The organism is Streptomyces sp. NPDC021224 (assembly GCF_044332905.1).
In the GTDB taxonomy this organism is placed as follows: Bacteria; Actinomycetota; Actinomycetes; order Streptomycetales; family Streptomycetaceae; genus Actinacidiphila.
This window is the reverse complement of record NZ_JBIRPW010000001.1, coordinates 627,250-644,416: the sequence shown is the minus strand read 5'-3', so window position 1 is coordinate 644,416 and position 17,167 is coordinate 627,250. Positions and strand designations below refer to the sequence as shown.

Annotated in this window: 16 protein-coding genes; 7 read left to right on the top strand and 9 right to left on the bottom strand. The window is 72.0% G+C overall.

What is annotated here, in order from left to right:
• Nucleotides 1-90: 90 nt before the first annotated feature.
• Together ACH4PY_RS02840 and ACH4PY_RS02835 are read right to left on the bottom strand one after the other, a co-directional pair.
• Nucleotides 91-303, bottom strand: a complete 213-nt coding sequence (locus tag ACH4PY_RS02840; protein ID WP_031512659.1) for a DUF5326 family protein — start codon at nt 301-303, stop codon at nt 91-93.
• 133 nt (nt 304-436) lie between these two features.
• Nucleotides 437-754: a cupin domain-containing protein gene (locus ACH4PY_RS02835; RefSeq protein WP_398175191.1), complete on the bottom strand. Its 318-nt coding sequence runs from the start codon at nt 752-754 to the stop codon at nt 437-439.
• A 78-nt stretch (nt 755-832) separates the two neighbouring features.
• On the opposite strand from ACH4PY_RS02835, the gene ACH4PY_RS02830 reads away from it, so the two are divergent.
• The 5 genes from ACH4PY_RS02830 (at nt 833) to ACH4PY_RS02810 (ending at nt 5,372) form a co-directional block, all read left to right on the top strand.
• Entirely contained in the window at nt 833-1,210 is a 378-nt protein-coding gene (locus tag ACH4PY_RS02830) for a phage holin family protein (protein WP_398175189.1), read from the top strand.
• A complete protein-coding gene (locus ACH4PY_RS02825; RefSeq protein ID WP_398175188.1) occupies nt 1,207-2,406 on the top strand; it encodes a cystathionine gamma-lyase in 1,200 nt (399 codons plus the stop codon). The genes ACH4PY_RS02830 and ACH4PY_RS02825 overlap by 4 nt, the downstream gene beginning before the upstream one ends.
• Before the next feature lie 135 nt (nt 2,407-2,541).
• Nucleotides 2,542-3,048: an NUDIX domain-containing protein gene (locus tag ACH4PY_RS02820; protein WP_398175187.1), complete on the top strand. Its 507-nt coding sequence runs from the start codon at nt 2,542-2,544 to the stop codon at nt 3,046-3,048.
• Between the two features lie 85 nt (nt 3,049-3,133).
• Nucleotides 3,134-3,646, top strand: a complete 513-nt coding sequence (locus ACH4PY_RS02815) for a MarR family winged helix-turn-helix transcriptional regulator (protein ID WP_398175185.1) — start codon at nt 3,134-3,136, stop codon at nt 3,644-3,646.
• 136 nt (nt 3,647-3,782) lie between these two features.
• Complete coding sequence (locus ACH4PY_RS02810) at nt 3,783-5,372, top strand: DHA2 family efflux MFS transporter permease subunit (RefSeq protein WP_398175183.1); 1,590 nt, start codon at nt 3,783-3,785, stop codon at nt 5,370-5,372.
• Here ACH4PY_RS02810 and ACH4PY_RS02805 read toward each other — a convergent pair.
• Entirely contained in the window at nt 5,311-6,723 is a 1,413-nt protein-coding gene (locus ACH4PY_RS02805; RefSeq protein ID WP_398176048.1) for a serine hydrolase domain-containing protein, read from the bottom strand. The genes ACH4PY_RS02810 and ACH4PY_RS02805 overlap by 62 nt on opposite strands.
• 143 nt (nt 6,724-6,866) lie before the next feature.
• Nucleotides 6,867-7,817, bottom strand: coding sequence for a class I SAM-dependent methyltransferase (locus ACH4PY_RS02800; RefSeq protein WP_398175181.1), 951 nt, complete (start codon nt 7,815-7,817; stop codon nt 6,867-6,869).
• Between the two features lie 226 nt (nt 7,818-8,043).
• On the opposite strand from ACH4PY_RS02800, the gene ACH4PY_RS02795 reads away from it, so the two are divergent.
• On the top strand, nt 8,044-11,367 hold the full coding sequence (locus tag ACH4PY_RS02795; RefSeq protein WP_398175179.1) for a discoidin domain-containing protein: 3,324 nt from the start codon (nt 8,044-8,046) through the stop codon (nt 11,365-11,367).
• A gap of 60 nt (nt 11,368-11,427) precedes the next feature.
• On the opposite strand, the gene ACH4PY_RS02790 is transcribed toward ACH4PY_RS02795, so the two are convergent.
• Both ACH4PY_RS02790 and dnaB read right to left on the bottom strand, forming a co-directional pair.
• Nucleotides 11,428-12,075: an HAD family hydrolase gene (locus tag ACH4PY_RS02790; protein WP_398175177.1), complete on the bottom strand. Its 648-nt coding sequence runs from the start codon at nt 12,073-12,075 to the stop codon at nt 11,428-11,430.
• Nucleotides 12,076-12,184: 109 nt separating this feature from the next.
• Nucleotides 12,185-13,645, bottom strand: coding sequence for a replicative DNA helicase (gene dnaB / locus ACH4PY_RS02785; protein WP_398175175.1), 1,461 nt, complete (start codon nt 13,643-13,645; stop codon nt 12,185-12,187).
• Between the two features lie 573 nt (nt 13,646-14,218).
• Here dnaB and ACH4PY_RS02780 point away from each other — a divergent pair.
• Complete coding sequence (locus ACH4PY_RS02780) at nt 14,219-15,532, top strand: MATE family efflux transporter (RefSeq protein WP_398176046.1); 1,314 nt, start codon at nt 14,219-14,221, stop codon at nt 15,530-15,532.
• Nucleotides 15,533-15,784: 252 nt separating this feature from the next.
• Here ACH4PY_RS02780 and rplI read toward each other — a convergent pair whose 3' ends face one another.
• From rplI to ACH4PY_RS02765, 3 genes are read right to left on the bottom strand one after another with little or no spacing between them, the layout of a single operon-like run.
• Entirely contained in the window at nt 15,785-16,234 is a 450-nt protein-coding gene (gene rplI / locus ACH4PY_RS02775) for a 50S ribosomal protein L9 (RefSeq protein WP_398175173.1), read from the bottom strand.
• 15 nt (nt 16,235-16,249) lie between these two features.
• Entirely contained in the window at nt 16,250-16,486 is a 237-nt protein-coding gene (gene rpsR, locus ACH4PY_RS02770) for a 30S ribosomal protein S18 (protein WP_031512678.1), read from the bottom strand.
• A gap of 42 nt (nt 16,487-16,528) precedes the next feature.
• Nucleotides 16,529-17,131, bottom strand: a complete 603-nt coding sequence (locus tag ACH4PY_RS02765; RefSeq protein ID WP_398175170.1) for a single-stranded DNA-binding protein — start codon at nt 17,129-17,131, stop codon at nt 16,529-16,531.
• Nucleotides 17,132-17,167: the final 36 nt, after the last annotated feature.

Below are 17,167 nucleotides of genomic sequence, written 5' to 3'. Positions count from 1 at the left end.
CCGCGCCCCCGGCACACGACCGCCGCCGGTGGCGGGGCCACCGGCGGCGGAGGAGACGTACGGGAGGGGCGGGGTACGGCGCGGGCGCCGTCACCAGTCGCGCTTGGACGACCCGCCGGAGGTGAAGCGCTTGACGACCAGCACCAGGGCGCCGACGAGGATCACGAACACGATCACCTTGAACAGCAGCCCGATGACGAAACTCACCAGGGCCGCGACGAGGGAGCCGAAGATCACCAGCGCGATGACCGGGACCGCGACCCACTTGACCCACCACGGCAGGCCCTTCAGCAGCTTGTCCATGACGCCTTGACTCTCCTTCGTCCCCTCTTCGGGTCCGGTCCTTCCGGCGGCGCATCCGCCGGTACTTCGACTGTAGGGCCACTGCTACCCCGTGCGGGGCCCCAGGAGACCGGATCCGACCCTGACTGCACCCTTAGGGCTCGGGCGGGGAGAAGACCACCATGACCCTGAGATCCTCGGTGATGTGGTGGAAGCGGTGCGGGGTGCCGGCCGGGACGAAGGCGACGCTGCCGCGCGCGACGGTCGTGGTTTCGTCACCCACCGTGAGCGCCGCGCGCCCGCTCACGACGAGGTAGATCTCGTCCTGGGCATGCGGCGCCTGCGTATCGGTCTCACCGGCGCGCAGCGCGTACAACCCGGCGGACATCGTGCGCTCCTTGAGAAAGCGCAGGTAAGCGCCCTGATTCGCGGCCCGTTCCGCGTCCAGGTCGTCCAGCCGGAACACCTTCATCGCCACTCCTCCGCTGCGGTCGGGCTACGGTTTCGCTCTGTCTCTTGTCCAGCCGATTGAGTCTGCGACGATCACACCATGAAGAATTTCATCGTCAAAACGCTGGCGAACGCCGCAGCGCTCGGCGTGGCCACGTGGGTGATCAAGGACATCACCCTCACCGGTGACTCCAACGCCCGCAAGGTGCTCAGCCTGATATTGGTCGCCCTGGTCTTCGGCGTCGTGAACTGGCTGGTCAAGCCGGTCGTCAAGGTGCTGTCCTTCCCGCTGTTCATCCTCTCGCTGGGGCTGATCACGCTGGTCGTGAACGCCCTGATGCTGCTGCTCACGTCGTGGCTCGCGGGCAAGCTGAACCTGGACTTCCATGTGCACGGGTTCTGGACCGCGATCGTCGGCGGCCTGATCGTCAGCATCGTGTCCTGGGCCCTGCACGTCGTCCTCCCGGACGACGAGTGACGGCCGAGCCGGGGGGCACGAACTTTTCCACGCACTCTTCCGAGGACGCCACGGGCCGGGGGGACGCCGCCGGGCCGGGGGACAGCACGCGCAGCGTGCACGCGGGGCGGCCGCCGGCCACGGCGTACGAGCCGTCGCTGCCCGGTCCGGTCTTCGTCTCGCACTACCACCTGCCCGGCGAGCCCACCGGGCCGTACGTCTACGGGCGCGACGACAACCCGACGTGGGAGCGGCTGGAGGCGGCGATCTCCGAGCTGGAGGCACCGGGCGACCCCGAGGTCGGCACCGCGGTCTTCGCCTCGGGCATGGCGGCCGTCGCCGCGGTCCTGCTGTCGCAGGTCAGGGCCGGGCAGACGGTGCTGCTGCCGTCCGACAGCTACCAGACGACGCGCGCGCTGCGCGAGCGCCTGGAGTCGTACGGGGTCGCGGTGCGGTTCGCGCCGACCGCGGGCGACGCGCAGCTCGCGGCGCTGGACGGGGTGTCGCTGGTGTGGCTGGAGACCCCGTCCAACCCGGGGCTCGACGTGTGCGACATCCGCCGCCTCGCCGACGCCGCCCACGCCGCCGGCGCGCTGGTCGCCGTCGACAACACGCTGGCCACACCGCTGGGGCAGCGGCCGCTCTCGCTCGGCGCCGACTTCTCGGTGGCCAGCGGCACCAAGGCGCTCAGCGGCCACGGCGACCTGCTGCTGGGGTACGTCAGCACGCGTGACGCCGGGCTCGCGGCGAGCGTGCGCTACTGGCGCAAGACGGTCGGCGCGATCCCCGGGCCGATGGAGGCCTGGCTCGCACACCGCTCGATCGCGACGTTCGCGCTGCGCGTGGACAAGCAGTCCACGAACGCCCTGGCTCTTGCCACGGCTCTGCTCAAACGCCCCGAAGTGATGAATCTGCGGCACCCGGCGTTGCCGGACGACCCCTCGCACGAGGTCGCCACCCGGCAGATGCGCCGCTTCGGCAGCGTGGTGTCCTTCACCCTGCCCGACCGGGCGCACGCCGAACGCTTCCTGGCGGCCCTGCGGATGACGTCGGAGGCCACGAGCTTCGGCAGCATCCAGAGCACCGCCGAGCGCCGCGCGCGCTGGGGCGGGGACGCGGTGCCGCCGGGATTCGTCCGCTTCTCCGTCGGGATCGAGGACGCCGAGGACATCGTGGCCGATGTGCTGCACGCGCTGGACGAGGCGGCGGCCGTCTGACGTGACGGGCCCGCCGCCGGGCGCGACGGGGTGGGCGGTCGGGCGCGGTCGCCGGACGCGCACGGCCGGCCCGCACGCTCCGATTCCCGGCGGTGCGCACGTTTGCCCCGCTTCCGGCCGCGGCAGATGACTGGCATGCCTCCGGATACGCACCCCAGCCACGCCACCACCCGCCCGGTCGTGAAACGCACCGCCCGCGCCCTGCTGCTGGACGGCGACCAGCTCGTCCTGATCAAGCGCACCAAGCCGGGCATCGCCCCCTACTGGGTCACCCCGGGCGGCGGGGTGGAGGACGACGACGCGAGCATCGTCGCCGCCATGCACCGCGAGGTCGACGAGGAGCTGGGCGCGAAGGTCACGGACGTGGTCCCGGCCTTCGTCGACACCGTCGAGCACGTCGCCGGGGACGGGTCGCACGGGGTGAAGGTGCAGTACTTCTTCGCCTGCCGCCTGGAGTCGATGGATCTGTCGCTGCGGCACGGGCCCGAGGTGGACGACCCCTGCGGGGAGTACGACGTGGTGCGGGTGCCGTTCACCCGGCAGGGCATCGCCTCGGTCGACATCGTGCCGCTGACGCTGCGGCACTACCTGGACGCGAACATCGAGGGCGTGCTCGGCCTGCTCGGCCCCGAGCTGGGCTGAGCGGCCGCCGCTCCGCGACCGCTCCCCCAAGTAGGTCCGCTACGGGACGATCCCGTAGCGGACCTATTTTGCTACGCTCGACGGTATGACCGCACAAGCCCCCGCCGCCGCCCCGCCGGGAGGCGCGCTCGGCGCCACCACGGATGTCTCCTACCTGCTCCAGCACACCGCGCACGTGCTCACCACGCGGATGACCGCGGCCCTCGCCGAGATCGGCATGTCGCCGCGCGAGCACTGCGTCCTGGCGCACGCCGCCCAGCAGGACCGCACCCAGGCGCAGGTCGCCGACCTGTCCGACCTGGACAAGACGACGATGGTCGTCACCGTCGACCACCTGGAGAAGGCCGGGCTCGCCGAGCGCGTGCCGTCGCCGACCGACCGCCGGGCCCGGATCATCCGGGTCACGGAGAGCGGCGCCGAGGTGGTGCGCAAGGGGCAGGCGATCGTCGACCGGGTGCACCAGGAGGTGCTGGACGTCCTTCCGGAGCCCCAGCGTGCCGCCTTTGTCGCGGCGCTGAACGCACTGGCGACGGGGCTGCTCGCGGAGCCGGTCGACTGCCCGGAGGTGGTGCGCCGCCCGCGGCAGTCCCGCAAGTAGCCGCCGCCACGGGCGGGTTGCCGGTGACGGGGCAGGCCGACGGATCTTCGTGAAGCTAGGTCCGTAAAAGATAGTCCCCAACAAAACCTTCTGCTACGGTCGATCCTGGCATCCCCACCCGCCAGGAGGCGACCTCATGCCACTGTCTTCCCGATCCCGCAGCGCCGCCCTCGGCGTCCTCAGTGCGGGCACGCTCATGATCATCCTGGACGGCACGATCGTGACCGTCGCCCTGCCGTCCATCCAGCACGACCTCGGCTTCTCCCAGTCCGCGCTGGCCTGGGTGGTGAACGCCTACCTGATCGCGTTCGGCGGCCTGCTGCTGCTGTCCGGACGGCTCGGCGACCTGCTCGGCCGCCGCCGGATCCTGGTCGGCGGGCTCACCGCCTTCACCGCCGCCTCGCTCGCCTGCGGCCTCGCCGACTCCGCGGGCCTGCTGATCGCCGCCCGCTTCGTCCAGGGCGCGGCGGGCGCGATGGTCTCGGCGGTCAGCCTGGGCATGGTCATCGCCCTCTACCCCGACCCGGGCACCCGAGGCCGGGCGATGGGCGTCTACAGCTTCGTGCAGTCGGCGGGCGGCGTCATCGGACTGCTGGCCGGCGGCGTGCTCACGCAGACCGTCAACTGGCACTGGATCTTCTTCGTCAACCTGCCGATCGGCGCCTCCGCCGCCGTCCTGAGCCTGCGGCTGCTGCCCGACGACCGGCCCGCGGCCCGCACCGAGAGCACCGCCCGTACCGCCCGGCTGCGCGGCCTCGACGCCCCCGGGGCCCTGCTGGTCACCGCCGCGCTGATGGTCGGCGTCTACACCATCGTCGGCACCGCCGACCGCGGCTGGACGTCGGGGGCCACCGTCGGCCTCGCGGTGCTGTCGCTCGTGCTGCTGGCGGCCTTCCTGGTCCGCCAGACGAGGGCGACCGAGCCGCTCATGCCGCTGCGGATCTTCCGCTCCCGCCGGGTGACCGGCGCCAACATCGTGCAGGCGCTCATGGTCGCGGGCGGCTTCGGCTTCCAGTTCACCGTCTCGCTCTACCTCCAGCAGGTCCAGGGCTACGACCCGCTGGAGATCGGCCTGGCCATCGCACCGACCGGGCTGGTCATCGGCGTGATGTCGCTCGTGCTGTCCGCCCGGCTCGGCGCCCGCTTCGGCGAGCGCGCGGTGCTGCTGCCGAGCCTTGTGCTCTTCGCCCTCGGCTTCCTGCTGCTGGCGCGGCTGCCCGCGGGGCATGCAACCTACGCGGTCGACGTGCTCCCGGCGACGCTCGTCTTCGGCACCGCATTCGGGCTCGCGATGCCCGCGCTGATGACACTCGGGATGGCCGACGCCACCCCGGCCGACTCCGGTCTGATCTCCGGTGTCTTCAACACCGCCCAGCAGATCGGTGCCGCGCTGGGCCTCGCGGTGCTGGCCGCGCTGTCCGCCGCCCGCACCGACCGGCTCACCGCGGCGGGCCACCCGCTGCGCGGCGCCCTGACCGGCGGTTACCACCTGGCCTTCCTGGTCGCCGCCGGACTGCTGGTGGTGGCCGCGGTCGCCGCCGCGGTGCTGCTGCGGGCCCCCGCCCCCGGCGGAATGCTCGCCGCCGAGGGCCGGCCGGGCGCGGGCGACCCGGTGGACGCCGGGGGACCCGCGGCCGCCCCGGTGGAGGCGGCCGGTTCCGCCGTCAGCTCCAGCCCGGGAAACCGCCGGGCACCGGAGCGGACGGATCGTAGGGCTCGCGCGTGAAGACGAACGACCCGATGTCCAGATGGCTGAGCGAGCCGTCCTCCCGCCGTACCGGCCGCAGCGTCTCGCCCGCGTAGTAGCCCTCGCGCCCGGTCCAGGTGCCGCCCGTCCCGTGGTGTTCCACGTGGAACCTCGTGCTGCGGCCCTGGCCCGTCAGCGGGGCGAGGCTCAGCCCGCCGTCCGCGTCGACCCGCAGCGCATGGGCGTTGGTCCCCCAGTACCAGGGCCCGGCCAGCTCCAGCAGCTCCGGCGCGAGGGTCTCGGCCGGGCGCCAGGCCCGCGGCAGGCCGGGCTCGGCGTCGGCGGTGATCGCCAGCAGATCCGCGGCGACGGCTCCCACCGCGGGCCCCGAGGTGGCGTTGGCCAGCGCGACGGCGCCGACGCCCTCCTCGGGGCTCACCCACACCGTGGCCAGGAAGCCGGGCATCGAGCCGGTGTGCCCGGCCAGGCGCCGTTTCCCGAAGCGGGCGAGCTGGAGGCCCAGGCCGTACCCCGCGTCCGGCTCCTCGGGGGGCGCGGCGGGCCGCCGCATCTCCTCCAGCGTCGCCGCACCGAGCACCCCGTCCCGCCCGGTGAGCAGAAACGCCGCCCAGCGCCCCAGGTCCTCGGCCGTCGACCACAACTGCCCGGCGGGCGCCATCCGCCCGGTGTCCTGTACGGCCTCGGGCCGCATCACGTCCGCCCACGGGTGGACGGCGAAGCCGCCCGCCGCCGGAGCCTGCGGGAGCAGCGTCGTCCGCCGCATCCCCAGCGGCTCCAGCACCTCCACCCGCAGCGCCTCGTACCAGTGCGTCCCGCGCAGCCGCTCCACGAGAGCGCCGAGCAGGGCGAAGCCGGGGTTGGAGTAGTGGTAGCGGCGTCCCGCGGGGTGCTTGACGGGGTCGATGCCCAGCAGGTCGGCAAGCTCCGGCCGCAGATCGCCGGGGGTGCGCTCCCACCAGGGGCCGGGGGTCTCCGAGGCGATACCCGAGGTGTGGCTGAGCAGTTGGGCGACCGTCAGACGCCCGGCCGCGCGCAGGCCCGCGGCGTCCAGCCCGGCACCCGCCGCCGCGTCACCGCTCTGCCCGACGGGCTCCGCGGTCTCCGGGAGGTGGCGGGCCAGCGGGTCGGCAAGGTCGAGCAGGCCCTCGTCCCGCAGCCTCATCACCAGCACCGCGACGAAGGACTTGGTGATCGAGCCGATGCGGTACTGGGTGTCCCCGTCCGGCGCATGACCCTCGATCATGCTGCGCGAGCCGCACCAGACCAGCGCCCCGTCCCGTACCACCGCGCCGACCAGCGACGGCGCCCGGCCGTCCCGCTGCCCCACCGCCACCCGGTGCAGCAGCGCCCTGCGGGTGGACGGCAGCAGCTCCGTGCCCGCTGCCGCACCGCCCTGCCCGCTGCCGCCCGACCGTTCCCCGGACCCGGCTTCCACCGTCACCCGTCCACGTCCTTCCGTCGCCGAACCGAACTCGCCCTGCTGCTTTTGTTTTGCCCACCACGCGCCCGCTGTCAGCCGCGCGCGACCCCGTTACGGTAGTCGGCCGGGCCGAAGCGCACCGACACGATCGACATCCGCGCCGAGCGCAGTCCGGGCACCAGATGGGAGACCGGGGCGATCGCGAACAGCCCCCGGCCGCGCGGCAGTACGAGCCGCCGCACCTCCGCGATCCGCGGCGAGGCGCTGGCCACCTTGCGGTACTCCCCGGCGTTCATCCCCCACTGCCACGCCGGGGCGCGGTAGCCGTCCCCGCTCTCCGCGCCACGCTCCTGAACGGCCTGACTGCGGGCCACCATCGCCCGCGGGACGGCGTCGAAGAGGAAGCTCCCGCCGGGAAAGCGCTCGGCGCACCGGGCGATCAGCTTCCTGACGTCCCGCGGCGGCAGGTACATCAGCAGCCCCTGCGCGGTCACCAGCACGTTCTGCGGCGGTATGCCGGGCTCCACCTCGTCCATCCAGCGCAGGTCGAGCGCCGAGCAGGCGAGCGTGCGGCGATGCGGCGGGTCGGGGGGCAGCAGCCGGTCGCGTACGGCCACGGTCTCCGGCAGGTCGACCGACAGCCAGCGCACCAGCCCGTCGTCGACCCGCCAGAACTGCGTCTCCAGGCCCTCGCCCAGGGCCACCACCGTGCCGCCCGGATGCGCGGCTAGGAAGCGGCGCACCTCGGCGTCGAGGCAGGCGATCCGCAGCGCGTGCCACTGGGCCAGCCCGGCGCCGCCGAACCGGGAGAACGGGTAGTCGATGCGCTCGACGAGTTCCACCGCCCGGGGATCGTCCAGCACCCGCCCCTCGGGACGGGCGGCCTCCACCGAGCGCTGGTAGAGATTCCACAGCAGCGTCTCGGGCACACCGTCGAGCGCGACCTTGATCCGCTCGCCGCCGCCGCCCTGTCCGTCCCCGGTCCGGTCGTCCCCGCCCTGCCCGTGCTGCTCGTTCCCGTCCCACTCGTCGTGCTCGTCCATGACCCCAGGCTGCCACCGCCGGGGGCGTGCAGGGGGGACGGGAGCGCTCCCATGTCAACGGCGGCGCAAAGCAAGCGTTTTCCGCGCCCGCCGCCCTGCCAGAAAGGTTGACACCCCCTGGGGCCGGGCGTAGACATCCCCTGCCAGAGAGCGCTCTCAGGCTCCTGGTGCCCCGCCTCTGCTTCACCCCCCACCCGTTGTGCAGTCGACACACAGGAGCAGACACATGAGGGTCACCCCACAAGGGCTCTCCCTGTCCCGTAAACGTTTCCGATCCCCGCAGGGCGTCGTCCTGCTGGTGCTGGTCATGATCGCATCGGCGTATCTGTCGATCGTGGCGTCCTCCTCCCACGCCGCCGGCCCTGTCCTGCTCTCCCAGGGCAAGCCCGCCACCGCCTCCTCCGTGCAGGACGCCTTCACCGCCAACGCGGCCGTCGACGGCGACCCCGGCACGCGCTGGTCCAGTGCCGCGTCCGATCCGCAGTGGCTCCAGGTCGACCTCGGCTCCAGCCAGCCGATCACCCAGGTCGTGCTGAACTGGGAGACCGCCTACGGCAAGGCCTTCCAGATCCAGGTGTCGGACAACGGGTCGACGTGGAATTCGGTCTACTCCACGACCACCGGCACCGGCGGCGTCCAGACCCTCAATGTCACCGGGACCGGCCGCTACGTGCGGATGTACGGCACCGCCCGCGGCACCCAGTGGGGCTACTCGCTCTGGGAGTTCCAGGTCTACGGCGGCTCGGGAGGCGGCGGCACCCCGCCCGCCGTGTGCGGCACCACCACCGCGGCGCTCGGCAAGCCCGCCACGGCCTCCTCGGTCGAGAACGCCGGCACACCGGCCTCCGCCGCCTTCGACGGCAACGCGGGCACCCGCTGGTCCAGCGCGGCCTCCGACCCGCAGTGGGTCCAGGTCGACCTCGGCTCGTCGCAGTCACTGTGCGGAGCCCAGCTCAGTTGGGAGACGGCGTACGCGACGGCGTACCAGATCCAGGTCTCGGACAACGGTTCCACGTGGAACACCGTCTACTCCACGACCGCCGGCAAGGGCGGGGTGGAGAACCTCTCCTTCACCGCCACCGGCCGCTACGTGCGCATGTACGGCACCGCCCGCGCCACCCAGTACGGCTACTCGCTCTGGGAGTTCACGATCCTGACCCCCGGCAGCGGCGGCACCACGACCCCGCCGCCCAGCGGCGGAGACGGCAACTGCCCCTGGGTCGGCTCGACCGCACCGGTCTCCACCCGGGTCTCCCAGGTCATGGCGCAGATGACGAACGCGCAGAAGGTCTCCATCCTGCACGGCAACAACAACTCCTCGCCCTACATCGGCAACATCAGCGGTATCGCCTCGCTGTGCATCCCGGCCATCGGCCTCCAGGACGGCCCGCACGGCGTCGGTGACGGCCTCGGCGGCGTCACCCAGATGCCCTCGGCCAACCTGTCGGCGGCCACCTGGGACAACGCGCTGGAGCAGCAGTACGGCGCCGCGATCGGCCAGGAGTTCGCGGGCAAGGGCGTGCAGGTCGCGCTCGGTCCGACGCTCAACATCGTGCGCGACCCGCGCTGGGGCCGGTCCTTCGAGACCTTCAGCGAGGACCCGTACCTCAACGGGCAGATGGCCACCGCCGACATCAAGGGCATCCAGAGCCAGGGTGTGATGGCCGAGATGAAGCATGTGGCCGTCTACAACATCGAGAACCCGGCGGGCACGGTCGTCGTCGACAAGCGGACGATGCAGGAGCTGTACCTGCCGGCCTTCCAGGCGGCGGCGCAGCAGGGCGCGCCCGCCGCGGCGATGTGCGCGTACAGCATCGTCAACAGCGTCCCGGCGTGCCAGAACCCGGACCTGATGAACACCGGGCTCTACCAGCAGGCGAACTTCGGCGGCTTCATCACCAGCGACTGGGGCGGCACCCACTCCACGGTGGAGTCGGCCAACGCCGGACTCACCGTGGAGATGCCCAACGGGTACTTCTTCGCGGACTTCCTGGCCCAGGCGGTCGCCGCCGGGACGGTCAGCCAGGCCACGCTGAACACCATGGTCAGCAGGCTGCTCACGCAGTACTTCGCCTTCGGCCTGTTCGACAAGGCGCCCAGCGGCAACCGCGACGCCACCGTGACCACCCCGGCGCATGTGCAGGTCGCGCTCCAGGGCGCGGAGGAGGGCACGGTGCTGCTCAAGAACAACGGCATCCTGCCGCTGTCCACCGCCACCACCAAGTCGATCGCGGTGATCGGCTGGGACGGCGGCGCGGGCGTGCAGTCCATCGGCGGCGGCAGCGCCACCGTCACCAGCTCCGGCACGGTCTGGCCCATCACCGGCATCCAGAACCGGGTCGCGGGCACCGGCACCACCGTCCAGTACAACGACGCCACCAACCTGGACTCCGCGGTGTCGCTGGCACGCGGCTCCGATGTCGCGATCGTCTTCGCGAGCGACAACTACGGCAACGAGGAGCACGACACCACCACGCTGGACCTGCCGAACAACGGCGGCAGCACGGTCAAGCAGAACGACATGATCGCGCAGGTCGCGGCGGCCAACCCGCACACCATCGTGGTGCTCAACAACAACTCGGCGATCAACATGCCGTGGCTGAACCAGGTCGCGGGCGTCTTCGAGGGCTTCTACCCCGGCCAGCAGATCGGCACGGCGATGGCGGCGCTGATCTTCGGCGACGTCAACCCGTCGGGGAAGCTGCCGGTCACCTTCCCGAAGTCGATCGCCGACGTGCCCGCCAACACCCCGGCCCAGTGGCCCGGCACCAACGGTCAGGTGCAGTACAGCGAAGGCCTGAACGTCGGCTACCGGTGGTACGACGCCAAGAACATCGAGCCGCTCTTCCCGTTCGGCTTCGGGCTGTCCTACACCACCTTCGGCTACAGCAACCTCCAGGTCGGTGCGCTCAGCGGCGGCAACGCGACGGTCCACGTCACGGTGACCAACACCGGGTCCCGGGCCGGTACCGACGTGGCGCAGCTCTACGTCGGCTTCCCGGCCGCGTCCGGTGAACCGCCGCACCAGCTGCGCGGCTACCAGCGCGTCACGCTGAACCCGGGCCAGTCGCAGACGCTGACGTTCACCGTCAGCACCCATGACCTGGCGTCCTGGAGCACCGGCAGCAACAACTGGACAACGGCCGCGGGCAATTACCAGATCCTGGTCGGCGACTCCTCCCGCAGCCTGCCGGTGACCGGCACGCTCAACGTGCCGACCACGGTCAACGGCGCCATCGCGGCGGCCCTGTCCCCGCAGGCCGCCGCCGCGGACTCCGCCCCCGCAGCGACCGCGGGCGCGCTGTCCGTACCCAACCCGCACGGCATGAGCAGCCCCGTGCGCTCCTCCGTCGACTGGGCCTTCGACCCGGCCGACGCCGCCGCGCACCACACCTACACCGCGACGGGCCTGCCGCCCGGCATCACGCTGAGCGCCGACGGCACCTTCACCGGCGCGGCCACCGCCAAGGGCAGCTGGACCGTCACCGTCACGGCGAAGGCCACGACCGGTGCCGCCGGTTCGGCCACCTTCGTCTGGACCACCACCTGATCCCTCCCCCGCCGACCGACGCCCCCGCAGCCGCCTCCCCGCGGCCGCGGGGGCGTCCCGTCATTCGGCGAGCAGCGCGGGCAGCTCCCGCATGTCGTGGAAGACCGTCGTCCCGGGCCCGGCGAGCCGCTCGGCCGGGGTGAGCCCGCCCGCGTACCCGAAAGCCCGCATCCCCGCGGCCCGCGCCGCCGTGACCCCGGGCCGACTGTCCTCGACGACCACGCACGCGGCGGGGTCCACCCCCATACGCCGGGCGGCGTGCAGGAAGAGGTCAGGCGCGGGCTTGCCCCGGGCGACCTCGGCGGCGCTGAAGATCCGCCCCGCGAAGTGCTCGTAGAGCCCGGTACGTCCCAGGGTGTGCCACATCTTCTCGTGCGAGCCGCTGGAGGCCACACAGGTCGGCAGCACGATCGCCGCGAGCGCCTCGGGCAGTCCGTCCACCGCGACCAGATCGGCGTCCACCGCCACCCGGTGCCACTCCTCGAACCGCTCGGCCCACACCCCGGCGACCTCCTCCCCCAGCCGCTCGGCGACCTGCTCGCGGATCGCCGCATGCGACCGCCCGATGAACCGCTCGACGACCTCCGCCTCATCCAGCGCCCACCCCAACTCGGCCCCGAGCCCCACCTGCACGCGCACCGCGATGCGCTCACTGTCGACGAGCACCCCGTCGCAGTCGAATATCACCAGCTCAACAGGCTTGATCATCCCGGCAGCATAGGCGTGCCCACTACCGGAGAGCGGCTTCCGGGTCGGTTTCCGACAACTCGCCCCGACGGACCCCGCGGCCCACCGGAGCCGGGAACGCCAAGCCGGCTCAGGTCTGGGCCATGTCCACGAAGCGGGAGTAGTGGCCCTGGAAGGCCACGGTGATGGTGGCCGTGGGGCCGTTGCGGTGCTTGGCGACGATCAGGTCGGCCTCGCCGGCGCGGGGGGACTCCTTCTCGTAGGCGTCCTCGCGGTGCAGGAGGATGACCATGTCGGCGTCCTGCTCGATGGAGCCGGACTCGCGCAGGTCGGAGACCATCGGCTTCTTGTCGGTGCGCTGCTCGGGGCCTCGGTTGAGCTGGCTGAGGGCGATGACCGGGACTTCCAGTTCCTTGGCCAGGAGCTTGAGGTTTCGGGACATGTCGGAGACCTCCTGCTGGCGGCTCTCCGGGCGGCGGGAGCCGCCGGACTGCATGAGCTGGAGGTAGTCGATGACGACCAGTCGCAGGTCGTTGCGCTGCTTGAGGCGGCGGCACTTCGCGCGGATCTCCATCATCGACAGGTTGGGCGAGTCGTCGATGTAGAGCGGCGCTTCGGTGACGTCGGACATCCGGCGGGCGACCTTGGTCCAGTCGTCGTCGGTCATCGTGCCCGACCGCATGTGGTGCAGTGCGACCCTGGCCTCGGCGGACAGCAGTCGCATCGCGATCTCGTTGCGGCCCATCTCCAGGGAGAAGATGACGCTGGGCATCTTGTTGGCGATGGAGCACGTCCGGGCGAAGTCCAGCGCCAGGGTCGACTTGCCCATCGCCGGGCGGGCGGCGATGACGATCATCTGACCGGGGTGCAGACCGTTGGTGAGCGAGTCCAGGTCGGCGAAGCCGGTGGGGACGCCGGACATCTGGCCGCTGCGGGAGCCGATCGCCTCGATCTCGTCGAGGGCGCCCTCCATGATGTCGCCGAGCGGCAGGTAGTCCTCGGAGGTGCGCTGCTCGGTGACCGCGTAGATCTCGGCCTGCGCGCTGTTGACGATCTCGTCGACGTCGCCGTCGGCGGCGTATCCCATCTGGGTGATGCGCGTACCGGCCTCGACGAGGCGGCGCAGCACCGCCCGCTCGTGGACGATCTCGGCGTAGTACTCCGCGTTCGCGGCGGTGGGCACCGCGTTGACGAGGGTGTGCAGGTACGGGGAGCCGCCGATCCGGGCCAGTTCGCCGCGCTTGGTGAGCTCGGCCGCGGTGGTGATGGGGTCGGCGGGCTCGCCCCGGGCGTAGAGGTCGAGGATCGCCTGGTAGATGGTCTCGTGCGCGGGCCGGTAGAAGTCGGCGCCCTTGAGGACCTCGACGACGTCGGCGATGGCGTCCTTGGACAGCAGCATGCCGCCGAGCACGGACTGCTCTGCGTCCAGGTCCTGCGGCGGGACGCGCTCGAAGCCGCCGCCGCCCTCGGAGTAGCGGGTGTCGTCCTGGGCGGACTTCTTGCGGAAGGGGCTGACCCCGGTCGCGGGCCCCTGGCGCTCACCGGGCGGGAGGTCCGGCCAGTGGTCGTCGGCGGGTTCTGGCTGGCTCACGCCCGCCACCTCCTCCCATCCGGCCGGTCCGGCCGGACCCCGCGTGCGTGCCACTCTTTCATGGCACCGCTCCGATCCTTGATCCGCCCGGTGGGCGCCGCGCACGCGTCGCGCCGCGCCGTGAGGTGCCGCGTCACGCCGCTCGCGGCACACCGGGGGAGGGGTCCACGGTAGGGCTCCTGGCGGCCCGGACCAAGGCGGTTATCCACAGGGGGTGTGGACGACGGCTGCATACCTGTGGAGAACTGCCCCCAACCTGTGTACAGGCCTTGGGACAGCGCTGTGGACAAGCTGCGCGCCTCCCCGGGAGAGAGGCCCTGACCTGCACCTTCTTCATCCATAGCCTGTGCAGGAGAAAAACTTTTTCCGTGCCGCCAAGATCGCCACAAACGACGCGGAGGAGATCACGCTACGCAGTCAGAGGTAAGAGTCCCTCAGCGCTTCCACCTCTTACTTGTGGACGATTAAGCTGTGCTTGTGCATCACGCCGTCGAACCCCCTGGCACCACTGAGCCTGCCCCCGGCCGCAGCCCGCGCCGCGCACCGGCGGCCCGGCGCCGCCACGACCGCGAAATCCTCACCCTCGCCCTGCCCGCCTTCGGCGCCCTCGTCGCCGAACCACTCTTCGTGATGGTCGACAGCGCGATCGTCGGCCACCTCGGCACGGCCCAGCTCGCCGGGCTCGGCGTCGCCGCGGCGCTGCTCACCACCGCCGTCAACATCTTCGTCTTCCTCGCCTACGCCACCACCGCCGCGGTCTCCCGCCGGGTCGGCGCCGGCGACCTGTCCGCCGCCCTGCGCCAAGGTGTGGACGGCATCTGGCTCGCCCTGCTGCTGGGCGGCGCGGTGATTGCCGCCGTGCTGCCCACGGCGCCCGCCCTGGTGAGCCTCTTCGGGGCGTCCGGCACCGCCTCCCCCTACGCGACCACGTATCTGCGGATCAGCTCCCTCGGCATCCCCGCCATGCTCGTGGTGCTGGCCGCCACCGGCGTGCTGCGCGGCCTCCAGGACACCCGCACACCGCTCTACGTCGCCGTGGGCGGCTTCGCCGCGAACGCGGGGCTCAACGCCGCGCTCGTCTACGGTGCCGGTCTCGGCATCGCGGGCTCCGCGTGGGGCACGGTCATCGCGCAGAACGGCATGGCCGCCGTCTACCTCTGGGTCGTCGTCCGCGGTATCCGCCGCCAGGCCGTGACGGACGGCGGCACGGGGCCCTGGTGGGCGGGCCTGCGCCCGGACGCCGCCGGGATACGGGCCTGCGCCCGCGCCGGACTGCCGCTGCTGGTGCGCACCGTCAGCCTGCGGGCGGTGCTCATGATCGCCACCGCGGTCGCCGCCCGGCTGGGGGACACCTCCGTGGCCGCCCACCAGATCACACTGACGGTCTGGTCGCTGCTCGCCTTCGCGCTGGACGCCATCGCCATCGCGGGCCAGGCCATCATCGGCCGCTACCTGGGGGCGGACGACCCCGAGGGGGCGCGGGCCGCGTGCCGTCGGATGATCGAGTGGGGCGTGGCCTGCGGAGTGGTCCTCGGACTGCTGGTGGCGCTGTCCCGGCCGCTGATCGGCCCGCTGTTCAGCTCCGATCCGGCCGTGCGGTCCGCGCTGGCCTCCGCACTGCTGGTGGTGGCCGTGTCGCAGCCGCTGTGCGGGGTGGTCTTCGTCCTGGACGGCGTGCTGATGGGCGCCGGGGACGGGCCGTACCTGGCCTGGTCGATGCTGGTGACGCTGGCGGTCTTCGCCCCGGCCGCGCTCGCCGTCCCGGCGCTCGGGGCGGGGCTGACGGCCCTGTGGTGGGCCATGACGCTCATGATGCTGACCCGGCTCGTCGCACTGTGGCTGCGGGCCCGCTCCGGCCGCTGGGTGGTCACCGGCGCCGCGCGCTGAAACGGTCGGCGCGGGAGCCGGGAGGCCGGGAGCCAGGAGGAGAGGGACCGGGAACCGCCCCGCCGACCGGCAAGGGAGCGGACCGGGCCGACCGGAAGCGGCCGGACGGACCGAGGACGGCCGGACAGACCGGAGGGCCGGGCACCCCCGCTGGGGATACCCGGCCCTCCGTTGCGTCGTGACGGTGCGGGCGCCGCCGGTGTTCCACGTGGAACATCGACGGCATCCGCGCCATACCGAGCAAAAGGCGCGTTACGCCGCGACGACCTCCAGGTCGAGGACAGCCTCGACCTCGGCGTGCAGCCGCACGGACACCTTGTGCGCACCGAGCGTCTTGATCGGCGCACCGACCTCGACCCGGCGCTTGTCGACGGCCGGACCACCGGCAGCCTTGATCGCCGCGGCGATGTCGGCCGGGGTGATGGAGCCGAACAGACGGCCGGTGTCGCCGGCGCGGGTGCTCAGCTTGACCTTGACGGCCTCCAGCTGACCCTTGACCGCGTTCGCGTCCTCCAGCGAGTGGATCTCGCGGATACGGCGGGCACGGCGGATCTGCTCGACGTCCTTCTCGCCACCCTTGGTCCACGCGATGGCGAAGCCCCGCGGGATCAGGTAGTTGCGGGCGTAGCCCGGCTTGACGTCGACGACGTCGCCGGCGGCACCGAGGCCGCTGACCTCGTTGGTAAGGATGATCTTCGACATTACGGTCACCCTTCCTTATCGAGCGGTCGACGTGTACGGCAGCAGCGCCATCTCACGGCTGTTCTTGACGGCCGTGGCGACGTCACGCTGGTGCTGCGTGCAGTTGCCGGTGACGCGGCGGGCACGGATCTTGCCGCGGTCGGAAATGAACTTCCGCAGCATGTTCGTGTCCTTGTAGTCCACGTACACGGTCTTGTCCTTGCAGAACGCGCAGACCTTCTTCTTCGGCTTGCGCGGAGGCGGCTTCGCCATGGTGATTCTCCTATGCGATCAAGAAGTGAGTGAGGATCCGCCCTAGAAGGGCGGCTCGTCCGAGTAGCCGCCACCGGAACCGCCGGAGCCGCCGCCCCAGCCGCCACCGCCGCCACCACCGCCCTGCTGGCCGCCGCCGGCCGGCGCGCTGGTGGCCCAGGGGTCGTCGGCGGGAGCCCCGCCGCCGGAGCCGCCGCCGGGGCCGCCGCCCCAGCCGCCGCCACCCTGCTGGCCGCCGCCACCGCCACCGCCGTAGCCGCCCTGGCTGCGTCCGCCACCGCCGCTGGTCTTGGTGACCTTGGCCGTGGCACTGCGCAGGCTGGCGCCCACTTCTTCGACGTCCAGTTCGTAGACCGTCCGCTTGACGCCCTCGCGGTCCTCGTAGGACCGCTGCTTGAGGCGGCCCTGCACGATGACGCGCATGCCGCGCTGCAGCGACTCTGCGACGTTCTCCGCCGCCTGACGCCAGACCGAGCAGGTCAGGAACAGGCTCTCGCCGTCCTTCCACTCATTGGTCTGCCGGTCGAACGTGCGGGGAGTGGACGCGACACGGAACTTCGCGACCGCCGCACCGGACGGGGTGAAGCGCAGCTCGGGGTCGTCGACGAGATTGCCGACGACCGTGATGACGGTCTCGCCTGCCATGGGGTGACCTCTCGACTGGCTCTGGGTAGTGCTGGC